The sequence below is a fragment of the Enterococcus sp. RTP21361st1_A6_RTP21361_211029 genome (assembly GCF_040910045.1).
In the GTDB taxonomy this organism is placed as follows: Bacteria; Bacillota; Bacilli; order Lactobacillales; family Enterococcaceae; genus Enterococcus_D; species Enterococcus_D gallinarum.
The window spans coordinates 50773-65703 of sequence record NZ_JBDGBK010000005.1; the positions used below are offsets into that span (position 1 = coordinate 50773).

Below are 14931 nucleotides of genomic sequence, written 5' to 3' on the forward strand. Positions count from 1 at the left end.
AAATAAACTGTCAATTTGATAGTGGGAATAAATAATTGGATGTCCTTTTTTAGGAGGGCTTAGTTTTTTGTACCCAGTTTAAGAATACCTTTATCATGTGATTCTAAAGTATCCGGAGAATATCTGTATGCTTTGTATGCCTATGGTTATGCATAAAAATCCCAGTGATAAGAGTATTTATCACTGGGATTTTTATGCCCTTTTGGGCTTTTGAATGGAGGAAAATCACATGAAAATTATTAATATTGGAGTTTTAGCTCATGTTGATGCGGGAAAAACTACCTTAACAGAAAGCTTATTATATAACAGTGGAGCGATTACAGAATTAGGAAGCGTGGACAAAGGTACAACGAGGACGGATAATACGCTTTTAGAACGTCAGAGAGGAATTACAATTCAGACAGGAATAACCTCTTTTCAGTGGGAAAATACGAAGGTGAACATCATAGACACGCCAGGACATATGGATTTCTTAGCAGAAGTATATCGTTCATTATCAGTTTTAGATGGGGCAATTCTACTGATTTCTGCAAAAGATGGCGTACAAGCACAAACTCGTATATTATTTCATGCACTTAGGAAAATGGGGATTCCCACAATCTTTTTTATCAATAAGATTGACCAAAATGGAATTGATTTATCAACGGTTTATCAGGATATTAAAGAGAAACTTTCTGCCGAAATTGTAATCAAACAGAAGGTAGAACTGTATCCTAATATGTGTGTGACGAACTTTACCGAATCTGAACAATGGGATACGGTAATAGAGGGAAACGATGACCTTTTAGAGAAATATATGTCCGGTAAATCATTAGAAGCATTGGAACTCGAACAAGAGGAAAGCATAAGATTTCAGAATTGTTCTCTGTTCCCTCTTTATCATGGAAGTGCAAAAAGTAATATAGGGATTGATAACCTTATAGAAGTTATTACTAATAAATTTTATTCATCAACACATCGAGGTCCGTCTGAACTTTGCGGAAATGTTTTCAAAATTGAATATACAAAAAAAAGACAACGTCTTGCATATATACGCCTTTATAGTGGAGTACTACATTTACGAGATTCGGTTAGAGTATCAGAAAAAGAAAAAATAAAAGTTACAGAAATGTATACTTCAATAAATGGTGAATTATGTAAGATTGATAGAGCTTATTCTGGAGAAATTGTTATTTTGCAAAATGAGTTTTTGAAGTTAAATAGTGTTCTTGGAGATACAAAACTATTGCCACAGAGAAAAAAGATTGAAAATCCGCACCCTCTACTACAAACAACTGTTGAACCGAGTAAACCTGAACAGAGAGAAATGTTGCTTGATGCCCTTTTGGAAATCTCAGATAGTGATCCGCTTCTACGATATTACGTGGATTCTACGACACATGAAATTATACTTTCTTTCTTAGGGAAAGTACAAATGGAAGTGATTAGTGCACTGTTGCAAGAAAAGTATCATGTGGAGATAGAACTAAAAGAGCCTACAGTCATTTATATGGAGAGACCGTTAAAAAATGCAGAATATACCATTCACATCGAAGTGCCGCCAAATCCTTTCTGGGCTTCCATTGGTTTATCTGTATCACCGCTTCCGTTGGGAAGTGGAATGCAGTATGAGAGCTCGGTTTCTCTTGGATACTTAAATCAATCATTTCAAAATGCAGTTATGGAAGGGATACGCTATGGTTGCGAACAAGGATTATATGGTTGGAATGTGACGGATTGTAAAATCTGTTTTAAGTACGGTTTATACTATAGCCCTGTTAGTACCCCAGCAGATTTTCGGATGCTTGCTCCTATTGTATTGGAACAAGTCTTAAAAAAAGCTGGAACAGAATTGTTAGAGCCATATCTTAGTTTTAAAATTTATGCGCCACAGGAATATCTTTCACGAGCATACAACGATGCTCCTAAATATTGTGCGAACATCGTAGACACTCAATTGAAAAATAATGAGGTCATTCTTAGTGGAGAAATCCCTGCTCGGTGTATTCAAGAATATCGTAGTGATTTAACTTTCTTTACAAATGGACGTAGTGTTTGTTTAACAGAGTTAAAAGGGTACCATGTTACTACCGGTGAACCTGTTTGCCAGCCCCGTCGTCCAAATAGTCGGATAGATAAAGTACGATATATGTTCAATAAAATAACTTAGTGTATTTTATGTTGTTATATAAATATGGTTTCTTGTTAAATAAGATGAAATATTTTTTAATAAAGATTTGAATTAAAGTGTAAAGGAGGAGATAGTTATTATAAACTACAAGTGGATATTGTGTCCTGTATGTGGAAATAAAACACGATTAAAGATAAGGGAAGATACTGAATTAAAAAAATTCCCCCTCTATTGTCCGAAATGCAGACAAGAAAATTTAATTGAAATAAAGCAGTTCAAAGTAACTGTGATTACAGAGCCAGACGCAAAGACGCAGAGCCGATAAAATGAGATTAATACAATCTCATTTTATCGGCTCTTTCCGTTATGTATGGATTCTTTTAATTAGTCTTCGATGTTTCTTGCTTCGTTGATACCGCTGGCTAAAGATTCCATTAAGGATAGTTCTTTGTCTGTAAAGCTATCCATGTATTTCTCTATCTGTAATCGTCGGGTGCTTTTTACCAAGTTATTAGCAGGTAAGAAAAATTCATCAACGGAAACATGAAGTAACGATACAAGGTCATAAAGAACTTGTATGCTGGGGTGTTGCCCTTTATTTTCAATATTAGTTAAGTACCGTGGGTCAATTTCAATCAATGCTCCCACTTGTTCACGAGTTAAACCTCGTTTCAATCGAGCTTCTTTAATGGCTAAACCAAAGGCTCTAAAATCATATTTATCTTCTTTTTTACGCATAGTAGACCACCTCTATACATTTTATTGTTCCTACTGAATTAAAAACAGGTATAGAAAAACGTGTTATATGGTTTATAGGTTTATATTTAATAAAAAGCACTACTAAACGCCAATAAAAAAAACCGTTATATGGTAGTGCTATTTACGCTGTTAAAATATTGTATATTACTTCCAAATGGCGGTTTGTTGGAGGTCAACGTCGCCATGAAGTACATCATATACAATAAATTTCCTTACATTGGGTTCTTGTCAAAAAAAGTCGTCTATCTGCAATAGATAAGTACGTCCACCAATGTGGTTTTATAAATCATATAGATAGAATAACAGAAGCATGTAAACAGAGAAATAAATCTGTTTATATGCTTTTTTGGCTATTCAGAACTTTTTTACAAAGTTTATTTATCAGTAATGCAACAAATCCCCCTTTCACATTGGGACTAAGAGTGAAAGGAGATAAACGAGCAAGGCTCACTTCCTTTCCTAGACAGAAAGGGGGTGAGAAACATGAAACCATCTTCTTTTCAGACCACAATAGAAAATCAGTTTGACTATATCTGTAAACGTGCTATGGAAGACGAGCGAAAGAATTATATGCTTTATCTTTCAAGGATTGCAAAGCGTGAGGTGTCCTTTTCGGATGTTGGCGATTATCTTGTTAGCCAGTTTGCGACAACAGATAACTATTCAACTGACTTTCAGATTTTTACACTCAATGGGTTATCAGTAGGCGTTGAAAATGATTTGTTGAGTGAAGCATTACGTGAGTTGCCAGACAAGAAACGTGAAATTCTACTGCTGTTTTACTTTATGGACATGAGCGATTCAGAAATTGCAGACCTGTTGAAATTGAACCGTTCTACTGTCTATCGGCATAGAACCAGTGGACTAGCCTTAATTAAAAAGTTTATGGAGGAATTTGAAGAATGAAAACACAATATCCTATGATTCCCTTTCCTCTCATTGTAAAGGCAACAGATGGCGATACCGAAGCGATTAACCAGATTCTACATCATTACAGAGGGTACATAACGAAGCGTTCCCTACGACTTATGAAAGATGAATATGGCAATCAAAGTATGGTCGTTGATGAAGTCTTACGTGGAAGAATGGAAACCAGACTGATTACAAAGATTTTGTCATTTGAAATTAAGTAATATCCTCTCTCCTTTCGTGGAAGCGTGCTAAACCATTCCACGCTTCCCGAACAGGGAGGTTTGTTATTCCACCAAAGCATATTGAGCTTTCAATGTGTTTTGATAGGCTAACGAGCCATTGTTCTTTGAAAACTGAATAAAAGTAATCGAATACGTTTCGATAAGAAAAGAGCCAACGGAACTAACCGCCATGACCTATCTTATAAAGATAGCGAGCGATTCATGTTAGTGATCCGAGAAGCAATCTTTAGCAGGATTGCCTGCAACGACATTCTTATCGTGATAATGATACTCCCATACAGTCAATAGTCCGAGCGTGATAAAACCGTCGCAGGCAATGAGTATGGCTACATGAGAACCATGCAGGGGTGGAACTCCCGTGAGCTTTGCTAAAGCTGTTCGATTGCTGGTAAAACAACTTTTATGAAATCCAAATAAGTGATTTGGAAAGGAGGATTTTATGAAGCAGACTGACATTCCTATTTGGGAACGTTATACCCTAACCATTGAAGAAGCGTCAAAATATTTTCGTATTGGCGAAAACAAGCTACGACGCTTGGCAGAGGAAAATAAAAATGCAAATTGGCTGATTATGAATGGCAATCGTATTCAGATTAAACGAAAACAATTTGAAAAAATTATAGATACATTGGACGCAATCTAGCGTCGCCAAAGGGTCTTGTATATGATAAAATAGTATTAAGTCGTATCAAGGCTCTTTCCATAAAGGAAAGGAGCAAATGCCATGTCAGAAAAAAGACGTGACAATAAAGGTCGAATCTTAAAGACTGGAGAGAGCCAACGAAAAGACGGAAGATACTTATACAAATATATAGATTCATTTGGAGAACCGCAATTTGTTTACTCGTGGAAACTTGTGGCTACAGACCGAGTACCAGCAGGAAAGCGTGATTGTATCTCACTTAGAGAGAAAATCGCAGAGTTACAGAAAGACATTCATGATGGTATTGATGTTGTAGGAAAGAAAATGACACTCTGCCAGCTTTACGCAAAACAGAACGCTCAAAGACCAAAGGTTAGAAAAAACACTGAAACTGGACGCAAATATCTTATGGATATTTTGAAGAAAGACAAGTTAGGTGTAAGAAGTATTGACAGTATTAAGCCATCAGACGCTAAAGAATGGGCTATTAGAATGAGTGAAAATGGTTATGCTTATCAAACCATCAATAACTACAAACGTTCTTTAAAGGCTTCATTCTATATTGCTATACAAGATGATTGTGTTCGGAAGAATCCATTTGACTTTCAACTGAAAGCAGTTCTTGATGATGATACTGTCCCTAAGACCGTACTAACAGAAGAACAGGAAGAAAAACTGTTAGCCTTTGCAAAAGCTGATAAAACCTACAGCAAAAATTATGATGAAATTCTGATACTCTTAAAAACAGGTCTTCGTATTTCAGAGTTTGGTGGTTTGACACTTCCAGATTTAGATTTTGAGAATCGTCTTGTCAATATAGACCATCAGCTATTGAGAGATACTGAAATTGGGTACTACATTGAAACACCAAAGACCAAAAGTGGCGAACGTCAAGTTCCTATGGTTGAAGAAGCCTATCAAGCATTTAAGCGAGTGTTAGCGAATCGAAAGAATGATAAGCGTGTTGAGATTGATGGATATAGTGATTTCCTCTTTCTTAATAGAAAGAACTATCCAAAAGTGGCAAGTGATTACAACGGCATGATGAAAGGTCTTGTTAAGAAATACAATAAGTATAACGAGGATAAATTGCCACACATCACTCCACATAGTTTGCGACATACATTCTGTACCAACTATGCAAATGCAGGAATGAATCCAAAGGCATTACAGTACATTATGGGACATGCTAATATAGCCATGACGCTGAACTATTACGCACATGCAACATTCGATTCTGCAATGGCAGAAATGAAACGCTTGAATAAAGAGAAGCAACAGGAGCGTCTTGTTGCTTAGTAGTACAAATGAATTTACTACTTATTTACCACTTCTGACAGCTAAGACATGAGGAAATATGCAAAGAAACGTGAAGTATCTTCCTACAGTAAAAATACTCGAAAGCACATAGAATAAGGCTTTACGAGCATTTAAGAAAATATAAAAAGATAATTAGAAATTTATACTTTGTTTGTATCAAAAAATAGTGCCTGTCATCGAGTGATTGATTTGTAAGGCGGGGCTTCTTTAAAGGAGATTCATCCAGTTCTATAAAGAAGCGAAAGTTGTCAATCACGTGAGTTATAAGTGATTGACAGCTTTTAAGATACTTAGTTCTGCAGATATTTACTCATTTTGATGTGGGGCATATCCGCATCAAGAAATTCTTCCCCTTCAGGTTGGTAGCCTAGAGAAAGATAAAAACCTTTTGCGGTTAGCTGAGCACCTAAAGTGATTTTTTGAAACCCTTGTTTCCGAGCAAAATCCTCCGCCCCTTGGATCAAAATTCGTCCGAAGCCTTTTTTGCGATGGGAAACGGGTACGGCCATACGCTGAAGTTTCAATGTGTGGCTATCTATAGGAAGCAGCCGCAAAGTTGCTGTTGCTTCTTTTTGTTCATTGTAGAGAACAAAATGGACCGCGTTTGCTTCGTCCTGATCGATCTCAAGACTTAAGGGCACGCCTTGTTCTTTGACGAAGACATCATTACGAATTTTCAACGAGTCCAGATAAATTTCGCTTAATGTATCTTTGGTTTGTGCGACGAACATAAAATCAACCACCTTCTTATTTCATCAATTATTTTCTAAGTATACCATTTTTACGAAAAGAAAAATTGCTTTTGCGGCTAAAGTCGCAAGCTTTTTTTTGCAAAATACTCTATAATAGTGAAAAAAAGGAGGGAATCGTTTGTTCGACAAATTCAAACAATCAAAACTTTTCTTCTGGTCATTAGAAATTCTCGTTCTTGCCACGTTAGCTCTGGTATTGAGCAAAATCAATTTCTTATTTGCACCAGTAGGAACATTTTTTTCGACCTTATTTGCGCCGGTCTTAATTGCAGGCTTTTTGTACTATCTGCTTAATCCGATCGTCGTTTTTCTGATGAAGACCACTAAGATCAAAAGAATCTACGCTGTGATTTTAGTTTTACTCTTATTAGTAGCAGCTATTGTCCTAACAGTCGTAAGCGTGATTCCAAATCTGATCAACCAAATTTCACAACTTGCAGAAAATATTCCTACTTTTGCTAAAAATATGGAGACTTGGATTTCTAAAATAGCAGATGACCCAGTATTTAAACAGATCGACTTTGCGCAACAGTTAGAAAATCTCAATCTTTCCTATGGTTCATTGCTGCAACAATTTCTAAGTGGGCTGTCAACAAGTTTGGGATCGATCGTAGGAACGATTGCTTCAGCAACGATGATCATTGTTACAGTACCATTCATCTTGTTTTATATGCTGAAAGACGGCGAGAAACTTGTGCCAAATATTCAATCAGTTTTACCTGAAAAAAGACGAAATCAAATCATCGAGTTATTGGGTGATCTGAATAAAACATTGTCCAATTACATTAGCGGACAAGCGATTGAATGTATTTTTGTCGCGACCTTTACCTTTATCGGCTACTGGCTAGTGGGTGTCAATTACGCCTTTTTATTTGGTGTCATTGCAGGGATCACTAACTTGATTCCTTATTTAGGCCCTTACCTCGGCTTGATTCCGGCAGTTTTAGTGACAATCTTTGATGATCCTTTCCGGGCTCTGTTATGTGGTGTAGTCGTGTTAGTCGTTCAACAATTAGATGGTAATGTGATCTATCCTAATGTAATCGGAAAGTCATTGGCGATTCATCCGCTAACCATTATTTTAGTGTTGCTAGTCGCAGGGAACATCGCTGGATTACTGGGTATTTTCTTAGGAGTACCTTTCTACGCCATTTGTCGTACGATTGTGATTTTTGTGATTCGTTTGATTCGTGACGATAAAAGCAAGAAAAACCAAGAGAAATTGATCGAACTAGATAACTGATGGTTTTTATTGCAAAGAAAAAAGCTTTATGATACGATTTTATCGTGGGTATAGCCCACGATTTTTTTTAGAAAATGTAAAAATAAGGAGAGAATGCTATTATGAATGCTGACCCCGAGAGTCAGTCGCTATTAGCGCAAATTTTATTATTGATCGTTTTGACATTGATCAATGCTTTCTTGGCTGCTTCAGAAATCGCGGTTGTTTCAGTTAATAAGAACCGTGTAGAACAGAAGGCTGAGGAAGGAAATGTCAAATCACAAAAATTATTGAAAATCATTGACAATCCCACCAACTTCTTGTCGACGATCCAAGTTGGGATCACATTAGTCAATATCTTATCAGGGGCCTCACTGGCAGATACGCTATCTACCCGCTTAGCACCCGTTCTAGGTGGCGGAGCTGCAGCAAAAAGCCTGGCTAATATCATTGTATTAGCGATTTTGACCTATGTTTCGATCGTATTTGGTGAGTTGTATCCAAAACGAATCGCAATGAACAAATCTGAAGAAGTTGCTCAATTTACTTCAGGTGTGATACGTGTGATTGGTACGATCGCAAAACCATTTGTGTGGTTGCTTTCCGCTTCAACTAGTTTGTTAGCTCGAATCACACCAATGGAATTTGATGATGAAGATACAAAAATGACTCGTGATGAAATGCGGTATATGTTAGAAACAGAAGGTGTCTTTGAAGAAGATGAATTGGAAATGCTACAAGGAATCTTTTCATTGGATACGAAGGTGGCCCGTGAAGTGATGGTGCCGCGGACTACTGCATTTATGGTCGATATCAATGATTCAGTAGATGAAATTTTGACAGAAATTTTAGCAGAAAACTATTCTCGAATCCCAGTATATAATGAGGACAAAGACAAAGTCGTAGGTATTTTACATACAAAAAACCTGCTGAAATGTGCCTATAAATATGGATTTGAAACATTAGATATTAAACAAATCCTCCAAGAACCATTATTTGTGCCTGAAACTGTTTTTATTGATGACTTACTCTATGAGTTGAAAAAGACTCAAAATCAGATGGCTATCTTATTAGACGAATACGGCGGTGTCGTAGGTCTGGTTACTTTAGAAGACCTCTTAGAGGAAATCGTTGGTGAGATCGACGATGAATCGGATGAAGTAGAAGAATTATATGAACAAGTTTCTGATCATGAGTACATCATCCAAGGGCGAATGTTGATTGATGACTTTAATGAAGCATTTGATATGAGCCTGCACATGAGTGATGTTGATACAATGGCCGGATATTTGATCACAGCTTTAGGGTTGATTCCTGATGAAGGAGAGAAATTATCCTTTAAAGTGGATAACGTCACACTGATTACAGAAGAAATGGAAGGGTCACGTGTATTGAAGATCCGCGTTATCTTCCATGATCCTGAAGAAACAGCTGTCGAACCTGAAGAAGAACGCCGCTATTTCAAAAAAGATTTTGAAGAAGACGAACCTCGTCGATAAAATGAATGCTTGAAGCAAATGCTTCAAGCATTTTTTTGTCTAAAAATAATATATAGAACAGAATGAGTTAATCAAATGATACAGATTTAGCTAGATAAAAAAACTAAAATAACTAAGCATATTTCTTGCTTTTCTTGTGAATTAAAGAGAGGATAAGAGTGCGATAACTAGAAATCATTGTGGGGTGGGAAAATGAGATTTTACCGAATGAAAAGTGATGATATTCGGATGAACTTAGCTACTGAAGAATATTTAATGAATAACGTAGATATTTCAGAACCATGCTTGCTGTTATACATACAAAAGCCTTGTGTTATAATCGGTAGAAACCAAAATGCCTACGAAGAAATAAATTTTGACTATTTACGACATAATGACATCGTTTTAACCCGGAGAACCTCTGGTGGCGGAGCAGTTTATGACGATCTAGGCAACATGAGTTTTAGCTTTGTGACTAAAAAAGATGTGACTCATTTTGGTGATTATCATGGAGCCACCCAACCTATTTTGAAAGCATTGCAGAAGATGGGAGCAAAAGAGGTTGAAGTACGGGGAAGAAATGACTTGTTTGTTGAAGGAAAGAAATTTTCTGGTAACGCCATGTACACAAAAAATGACAGAAGCTATTCCCACGGAACATTGATGTTCGATGTTGACTTAAGCGTTTTGACAAAAGTGTTGAACGTTCCACAGGAAAAGATCGACTCGAAGGCAACAAAGTCAGTGCGTAAAAGTGTGACCAACATCAAGCCTTATCTTTCTGAAGAATATCAACAATTGTCAACGAAAGAATTTAGAGATCAATTGCTCTGTCATATTTATGACGTCGACAACATTGAGGAAATCCAAGAAAAAGAAATCAAATTAACGGCTGAAGATCAACGGAAGATTAATCAGTTGTATCAATTGCGATATGCCAATGATCAATGGATTTATGGGGAAGCCCCGAATTATCAATGGACGAAACGCAAACGTTTTGAAAATGTTGGTATCGTTGAACTACGCTTTTCAGTGGCAAAGGGGAAAATCACAGAAGCACAAATCACTGGAGATTTTTTTGGCGAAGAAGATATCGCTGGTCTCGAAAAACAGCTGATTGGTCTTCCTTATAATGAAGAGTTGCGGCAGCATTTTCAAGGGATGGAAGTCGCGAAATATATCCATCAACTGACAAATGAGCAATTTGTATCACTACTTTTCAATTGAGTTTGAAGGCAGAGGAGCGTCAGGAACCAAATATGATCGAAGTAAAAGAGGTTTCACAAGTATATCAGGACAATGTCCTTGATCGAGTATCGTTAACAATCAGCAATGAGATCGTCGGTATCGTCGGCAAAAGCGGTTCCGGGAAGTCTACCTTGTTGCGTCTGATTAATTTGATCGAATCTCCTTCAGCTGGCGAAATCGTGATTGATGGCGTGAACACGACAGGATTGACCAAGAAAATGAGACGAAGTCTACAGCAAGATATTGCGATGATCTTTCAACAATTTAATCTGCTCCATAATCTGACTGTCTACGACAATGTTTTTTTGCCTTTAAAATTAGCTGGAAAATCACAACGACAAGTGATGGAAACGTTAGACTTCGTAGGTATGTCTGAAAAGGCTTCGGTTTATCCTGCTTCTTTAAGTGGAGGGGAAAAGCAACGAGTAGCAATTGCCCGTGCTTTGGTCAAAGAACCAAAGATCCTCTTGTGTGATGAACCGACCAGTGCATTGGATGAAGATACTAAGGGAGATGTTTTATCGTTATTGCAAAAGGTTCATGGCACTTTCCAGCCTACAATCGTGTTTGTTAGTCATGAATTGTCAGCGGTTCGACAAGTTTGTGAGCGGGTCTATGTTATGGAACAAGGAAGAATCGTAGCGGAAGTAGCGAATACGCCGCATCTTTTACAAATAGAAGAATTAAACTATGTCGATCGTGTGATAAGGAGTCTAAAGCATGACGATAATTGAGAGTATTCAATACTATTTACCAGAATTGATGCAGGCGATGGAAGAAACCCTGATCATGATGAGTATCTCTATCTTCGCCGCTGTTTTGATTGGATTGCCACTAGGTATTCTATTATTTATTAGTCGTGAAAACAACAATCAGGGAACGATTTTGTATCAAATATTAAATTTGCTGATCACGGTCATTCGTTCGTTTCCTTATTTACTGTTTGTTGTTGCGATGATTCCCGTCACTCGTTTTTTGTTAGGCAGCTCGTTTGGGCCGATCCCAGCAAGTATCCCATTGAGTATTGTGTCAATCGTCATCTATGCTCGTTTAGTCGAGCAGGTATTGTTGGATGTCCCAGAAGATGTCGGACTATTGGCACGCTCATTAGGTGTCTCCACTTATCAATATGTCAAAGAATTTTTGCTCGTGGAAGCAAGAAGCGGGTTAATCCTGTCTCTGACGACAACGATCGTCAGTATGGTGTCTTATTCCACAGTGATGGGAATCGTTGGCGGAGGAGGAATCGGAGACTTTGCCATCCGTTATGGATATCAACGGTACGAATATGGGGTCATGTATTTTTCCATTTTAGTGATGATCGTAGCAGTTTTTAGTATTCAGTTGATTGGGAATGGGTTAGCAAAAAAAGTTGATAAAAGAAAGTAGGAGTAGGAATGAAAAAAGGAATATTTTTTGGGTTAGTACTAGCAGTAATGTTTCTTGGTGCTTGTGGAACAGGGAATGAGTCGCAATCAGAGGATAAAGTGATTAAAGTCGCTTCTCAAACGACCCCTATGACAGATGTTGTCAAAGTAGCAGCCGATGCGGTAGAAGATGGCTGGAAAATTGAATTGGTACAAGTAAATGACAATATTCAATACAATGAGCTGTTGAATAATAAGGAAGTAGACGCAAACTTTGCGCAGCATGAGCCGTATATGCAACGCTACAATGAGGAAAAATCAGCAGATTTAGTGGCTTTAGACAAAATTTATAATGCTAAAGTGGGCTTTTACTCAAAAGAGTATACAAAAATTGAAGACATTCCTGAAGGAACGAAAGTTGCTCTGCCGAATGATGTTTCTAATGAAGGACGAGCATTAGCCATCTTAGCTGAGCAAGGATTGATTGAATTAAAAGATGGAGTTGGAGTCAATGGTACGATCAAAGACATTACTGCGAATCCTAAAAACTTTGAATGGTTGTCTGTGGACTTATTGAATCTAGCAGAAGCCTATAATGAACCAAATGTCTCCCTTGTCTACAACTATCCGACCTATATCGCCAAAATTGGTCTAAAGCCTGACGATGCCTTGTTCTTAGAGAAAACGATAGATGATCGTTTTGCGATCTCTTTAGTTGCTCGTAAGGACAATCAAGATTCAGAAAAAATCAATGTTTTGCGAAAAGCGATGACCAGCGATAAAGTCAAAGAATTTTTGGAAAATGAGCATAGTGATACATTAATTCCAGCCTTTTAGTTTTTTGAGTGTTTTTCATGCTTTCACAGCAGTTCTCGTATAAATACAAATAGCTATCAAGCTGCTTAAACAGTTGCTCTCTAGACTTTCGAATCTGAATGATAGAGAGCATTTGTCTGTAATTTTTCTTTTTTCCGCTCTTGATACATGATATACTGATTTGGTCAGAAAATCTTTGTATAGACACAGAGAGTTCTAATTTCAAGGAATGGAGTAACTACATAACATGGAGAATCCAAATTTAAAACAACAAGTTGAAAGTCGTCGCACCTTTGCGATTATTTCTCACCCGGATGCTGGGAAGACAACGATCACTGAGCAGTTGCTGCTATTTGGGGGAGCAATTCGCCAAGCAGGAACTGTCAAAGGAAAGAAAACCGGTAATTTTGCTAAATCCGACTGGATGGAAATCGAGAAACAACGGGGGATTTCTGTCACTAGTTCTGTAATGCAATTTGATTATCAAGGAAAACGTGTGAACATTTTGGATACACCAGGACATGAGGATTTCTCTGAAGATACGTATCGTACGTTAATGGCTGTTGATAGCGCCGTGATGGTTATTGATAGTGCCAAAGGGATCGAAGCACAGACGAAAAAGCTTTTCCAAGTCGTAAAAAAACGGGGAATCCCGATCTTTACCTTCATCAACAAATTAGACCGTGATGGTCGTGAACCATTAGAACTTTTAGAAGAGCTAGAAGAGTTGCTTCAAATCGAGTCCTACCCAATGAATTGGCCAATCGGAATGGGAAAAGGGCTTGAAGGACTTTATGACATTCACAATCAACGGGTTGAAATTTATCGTCCAGAATCTCATGGCGGTGAACGCCTGATTCCATTTAATCAAAACGGTGAAATTCCCCAAGATCATCCGCTGAATCAAAATGGTGTCTATCAACAAGTGTTGGAAGAAGTCGAATTATTACAAGAAGCTGGCGATTCCTTTGATGAAGAGAAAATCGCTCGTGGTGATCAAACCCCTGTCTTTTTTGGCTCTGCGTTAACAAACTTTGGTGTGCAAACTTTCTTAGAAACATTTTTACAATTTGCACCAGCACCTTACGGACATAAGACAAGGACAGGAGAAGAAATTAGTCCATACGAACAAGAGCTTTCAGGATTTGTTTTCAAAATCCAAGCCAATATGAACCCCGCACACCGTGACCGGATTGCCTTTGTCCGCATTTGCTCAGGAACATTTGAACGGGGAATGGATGTCACGCTTGAGCGGACAGGCAAAAAAATGAAATTAAGTAATGTGACCCAGTTCATGGCAGACACTCGCGAAAATATTGAGCAAGCTGTTGCCGGCGACATCATTGGGGTATATGATACCGGAAATTATCAAATTGGTGATACTTTATATGAAGGGAAATTGAAAGTCGCCTATGAAGAATTACCTTCGTTTACACCTGAACTCTTTATGAAAGTAACAGCCAAAAATGTTATGAAACAAAAATCATTCCATAAAGGGATCTATCAGTTAGTGCAAGAAGGAGCCATCCAATTGTATAAAACGTATCTCAGTGATGAATACATTATTGGAGCGGTTGGACAGCTGCAATTCGAAGTATTTCAATATCGAATGCTGAACGAGTACAATGCAGAGGTGATCATGTCGCCAATGGGACATAAGATTGCTCGTTGGATCGATCCTAAAGATTTGGATGAAAAGATGAGTTCAAGTCGCAACATCTTAGCCAAAGACCGTTTCGACCAGCCATTGTTCTTGTTTGAGAACCAATTCGCGATGCGTTGGTTCGCCGACAAATATCCAGATGTCGAATTGAAAAGTTTGATGTGAAAACACTGCTAGTACTTGTGACGGCTAGTGTTCTCAAATGATGGGAGCGAGAAATGAGTTGGTTCTTGTCTAAAAAAACATTCTTATCGTTTTTGATAAGAATGTTTTTTTGTTTTGTATCAGTAAAAAATGGCTCTTTGTCAATAAGGACTGATGGGTTGTACAAAATCAAATCTGGGTCAGAATGAACCTCATTCTGGCTCAGATTTTTTGTTATCTTACATTGATTAATTG

Annotated in this window: 16 protein-coding genes and 1 pseudogene; 14 read left to right on the forward strand and 3 right to left on the reverse strand. The window is 37.7% G+C overall.

Annotation, left to right across the window (positions count from 1 at the left end; all coding sequences use genetic code 11):
- Positions 1-166 precede the first annotated feature (166 nt).
- The 3 genes and pseudogenes from AB5Z52_RS01760 to AB5Z52_RS01770 all read left to right on the forward strand — a co-directional run.
- A pseudogene (locus AB5Z52_RS01760) lies at positions 167-214 on the forward strand (hypothetical protein); the annotation flags it as partial.
- 15 nt (positions 215-229) lie between these two features.
- Positions 230-2149 carry a tetracycline resistance ribosomal protection protein Tet(M) gene (gene tet(M), locus AB5Z52_RS01765; protein ID WP_000691736.1) on the forward strand — a complete coding sequence of 640 codons (1920 nt, stop codon included), beginning with the start codon at positions 230-232 and terminating at the stop codon, positions 2147-2149.
- 118 nt (positions 2150-2267) lie between these two features.
- Positions 2268-2435 carry a cysteine-rich KTR domain-containing protein gene (locus AB5Z52_RS01770; protein ID WP_000336323.1) on the forward strand — a complete coding sequence of 56 codons (168 nt, stop codon included), beginning with the start codon at positions 2268-2270 and terminating at the stop codon, positions 2433-2435.
- Positions 2436-2494: 59 nt separating this feature from the next.
- Here AB5Z52_RS01770 and AB5Z52_RS01775 read toward each other — a convergent pair whose 3' ends face one another.
- Positions 2495-2848 (reverse strand): helix-turn-helix transcriptional regulator, encoded by a 354-nt coding sequence (locus AB5Z52_RS01775; RefSeq protein ID WP_001227347.1) that lies wholly within the window; start codon positions 2846-2848, stop codon positions 2495-2497.
- 504 nt (positions 2849-3352) lie between these two features.
- On the opposite strand from AB5Z52_RS01775, the gene AB5Z52_RS01780 reads away from it, so the two are divergent.
- Both AB5Z52_RS01780 and AB5Z52_RS01785 read left to right on the forward strand, forming a co-directional pair.
- Positions 3353-3775 carry a sigma-70 family RNA polymerase sigma factor gene (locus AB5Z52_RS01780; RefSeq protein ID WP_000804885.1) on the forward strand — a complete coding sequence of 141 codons (423 nt, stop codon included), beginning with the start codon at positions 3353-3355 and terminating at the stop codon, positions 3773-3775.
- Positions 3772-4002 carry a helix-turn-helix domain-containing protein gene (locus tag AB5Z52_RS01785; protein WP_000857133.1) on the forward strand — a complete coding sequence of 77 codons (231 nt, stop codon included), beginning with the start codon at positions 3772-3774 and terminating at the stop codon, positions 4000-4002. Before AB5Z52_RS01780 ends, AB5Z52_RS01785 begins: the two co-directional genes overlap by 4 nt.
- 225 nt (positions 4003-4227) lie before the next feature.
- On the opposite strand, the gene AB5Z52_RS01790 is transcribed toward AB5Z52_RS01785, so the two are convergent.
- Positions 4228-4479, reverse strand: coding sequence for a hypothetical protein (locus AB5Z52_RS01790; RefSeq protein WP_001845478.1), 252 nt, complete (start codon positions 4477-4479; stop codon positions 4228-4230).
- Here AB5Z52_RS01790 and AB5Z52_RS01795 point away from each other — a divergent pair.
- On the forward strand, positions 4463-4666 hold the full coding sequence (locus AB5Z52_RS01795) for an excisionase (protein ID WP_000814511.1): 204 nt from the start codon (positions 4463-4465) through the stop codon (positions 4664-4666). The two genes, AB5Z52_RS01790 and AB5Z52_RS01795, sit on opposite strands and share 17 nt — an antisense overlap.
- 81 nt (positions 4667-4747) lie before the next feature.
- Complete coding sequence (locus AB5Z52_RS01800) at positions 4748-5965, forward strand: tyrosine-type recombinase/integrase (RefSeq protein ID WP_001291561.1); 1218 nt, start codon at positions 4748-4750, stop codon at positions 5963-5965.
- Between the two features lie 311 nt (positions 5966-6276).
- Here the strand turns inward: AB5Z52_RS01800 and AB5Z52_RS01805 are convergent, their stop codons facing one another.
- Positions 6277-6717 (reverse strand): GNAT family N-acetyltransferase, encoded by a 441-nt coding sequence (locus tag AB5Z52_RS01805; RefSeq protein ID WP_003126317.1) that lies wholly within the window; start codon positions 6715-6717, stop codon positions 6277-6279.
- 139 nt (positions 6718-6856) lie between these two features.
- Here AB5Z52_RS01805 and AB5Z52_RS01810 point away from each other — a divergent pair, with 139 nt between their 5' ends.
- From AB5Z52_RS01810 to AB5Z52_RS01840, 7 genes are all read left to right on the forward strand, one after another.
- Positions 6857-7981 carry an AI-2E family transporter gene (locus AB5Z52_RS01810; RefSeq protein ID WP_003126318.1) on the forward strand — a complete coding sequence of 375 codons (1125 nt, stop codon included), beginning with the start codon at positions 6857-6859 and terminating at the stop codon, positions 7979-7981.
- A 101-nt stretch (positions 7982-8082) separates the two neighbouring features.
- The gene (locus tag AB5Z52_RS01815; protein ID WP_003126319.1) at positions 8083-9459 is read left to right on the forward strand and encodes a hemolysin family protein; all 1377 of its coding nucleotides are present in this window, start codon (positions 8083-8085) and stop codon (positions 9457-9459) included.
- 192 nt (positions 9460-9651) lie between these two features.
- The gene (locus tag AB5Z52_RS01820; protein WP_003126320.1) at positions 9652-10665 is read left to right on the forward strand and encodes a lipoate--protein ligase; all 1014 of its coding nucleotides are present in this window, start codon (positions 9652-9654) and stop codon (positions 10663-10665) included.
- A gap of 32 nt (positions 10666-10697) precedes the next feature.
- A complete protein-coding gene (locus AB5Z52_RS01825) occupies positions 10698-11420 on the forward strand; it encodes a methionine ABC transporter ATP-binding protein (RefSeq protein WP_368243225.1) in 723 nt (240 codons plus the stop codon).
- Complete coding sequence (locus AB5Z52_RS01830; protein ID WP_003126323.1) at positions 11407-12075, forward strand: methionine ABC transporter permease; 669 nt, start codon at positions 11407-11409, stop codon at positions 12073-12075. The genes AB5Z52_RS01825 and AB5Z52_RS01830 overlap by 14 nt, the downstream gene beginning before the upstream one ends.
- A gap of 8 nt (positions 12076-12083) precedes the next feature.
- Entirely contained in the window at positions 12084-12890 is an 807-nt protein-coding gene (locus AB5Z52_RS01835) for a MetQ/NlpA family ABC transporter substrate-binding protein (protein WP_003126324.1), read from the forward strand.
- Positions 12891-13116: 226 nt separating this feature from the next.
- On the forward strand, positions 13117-14697 hold the full coding sequence (locus tag AB5Z52_RS01840) for a peptide chain release factor 3 (protein ID WP_029486727.1): 1581 nt from the start codon (positions 13117-13119) through the stop codon (positions 14695-14697).
- The last annotated feature ends 234 nt before the right edge of the window (positions 14698-14931 follow it).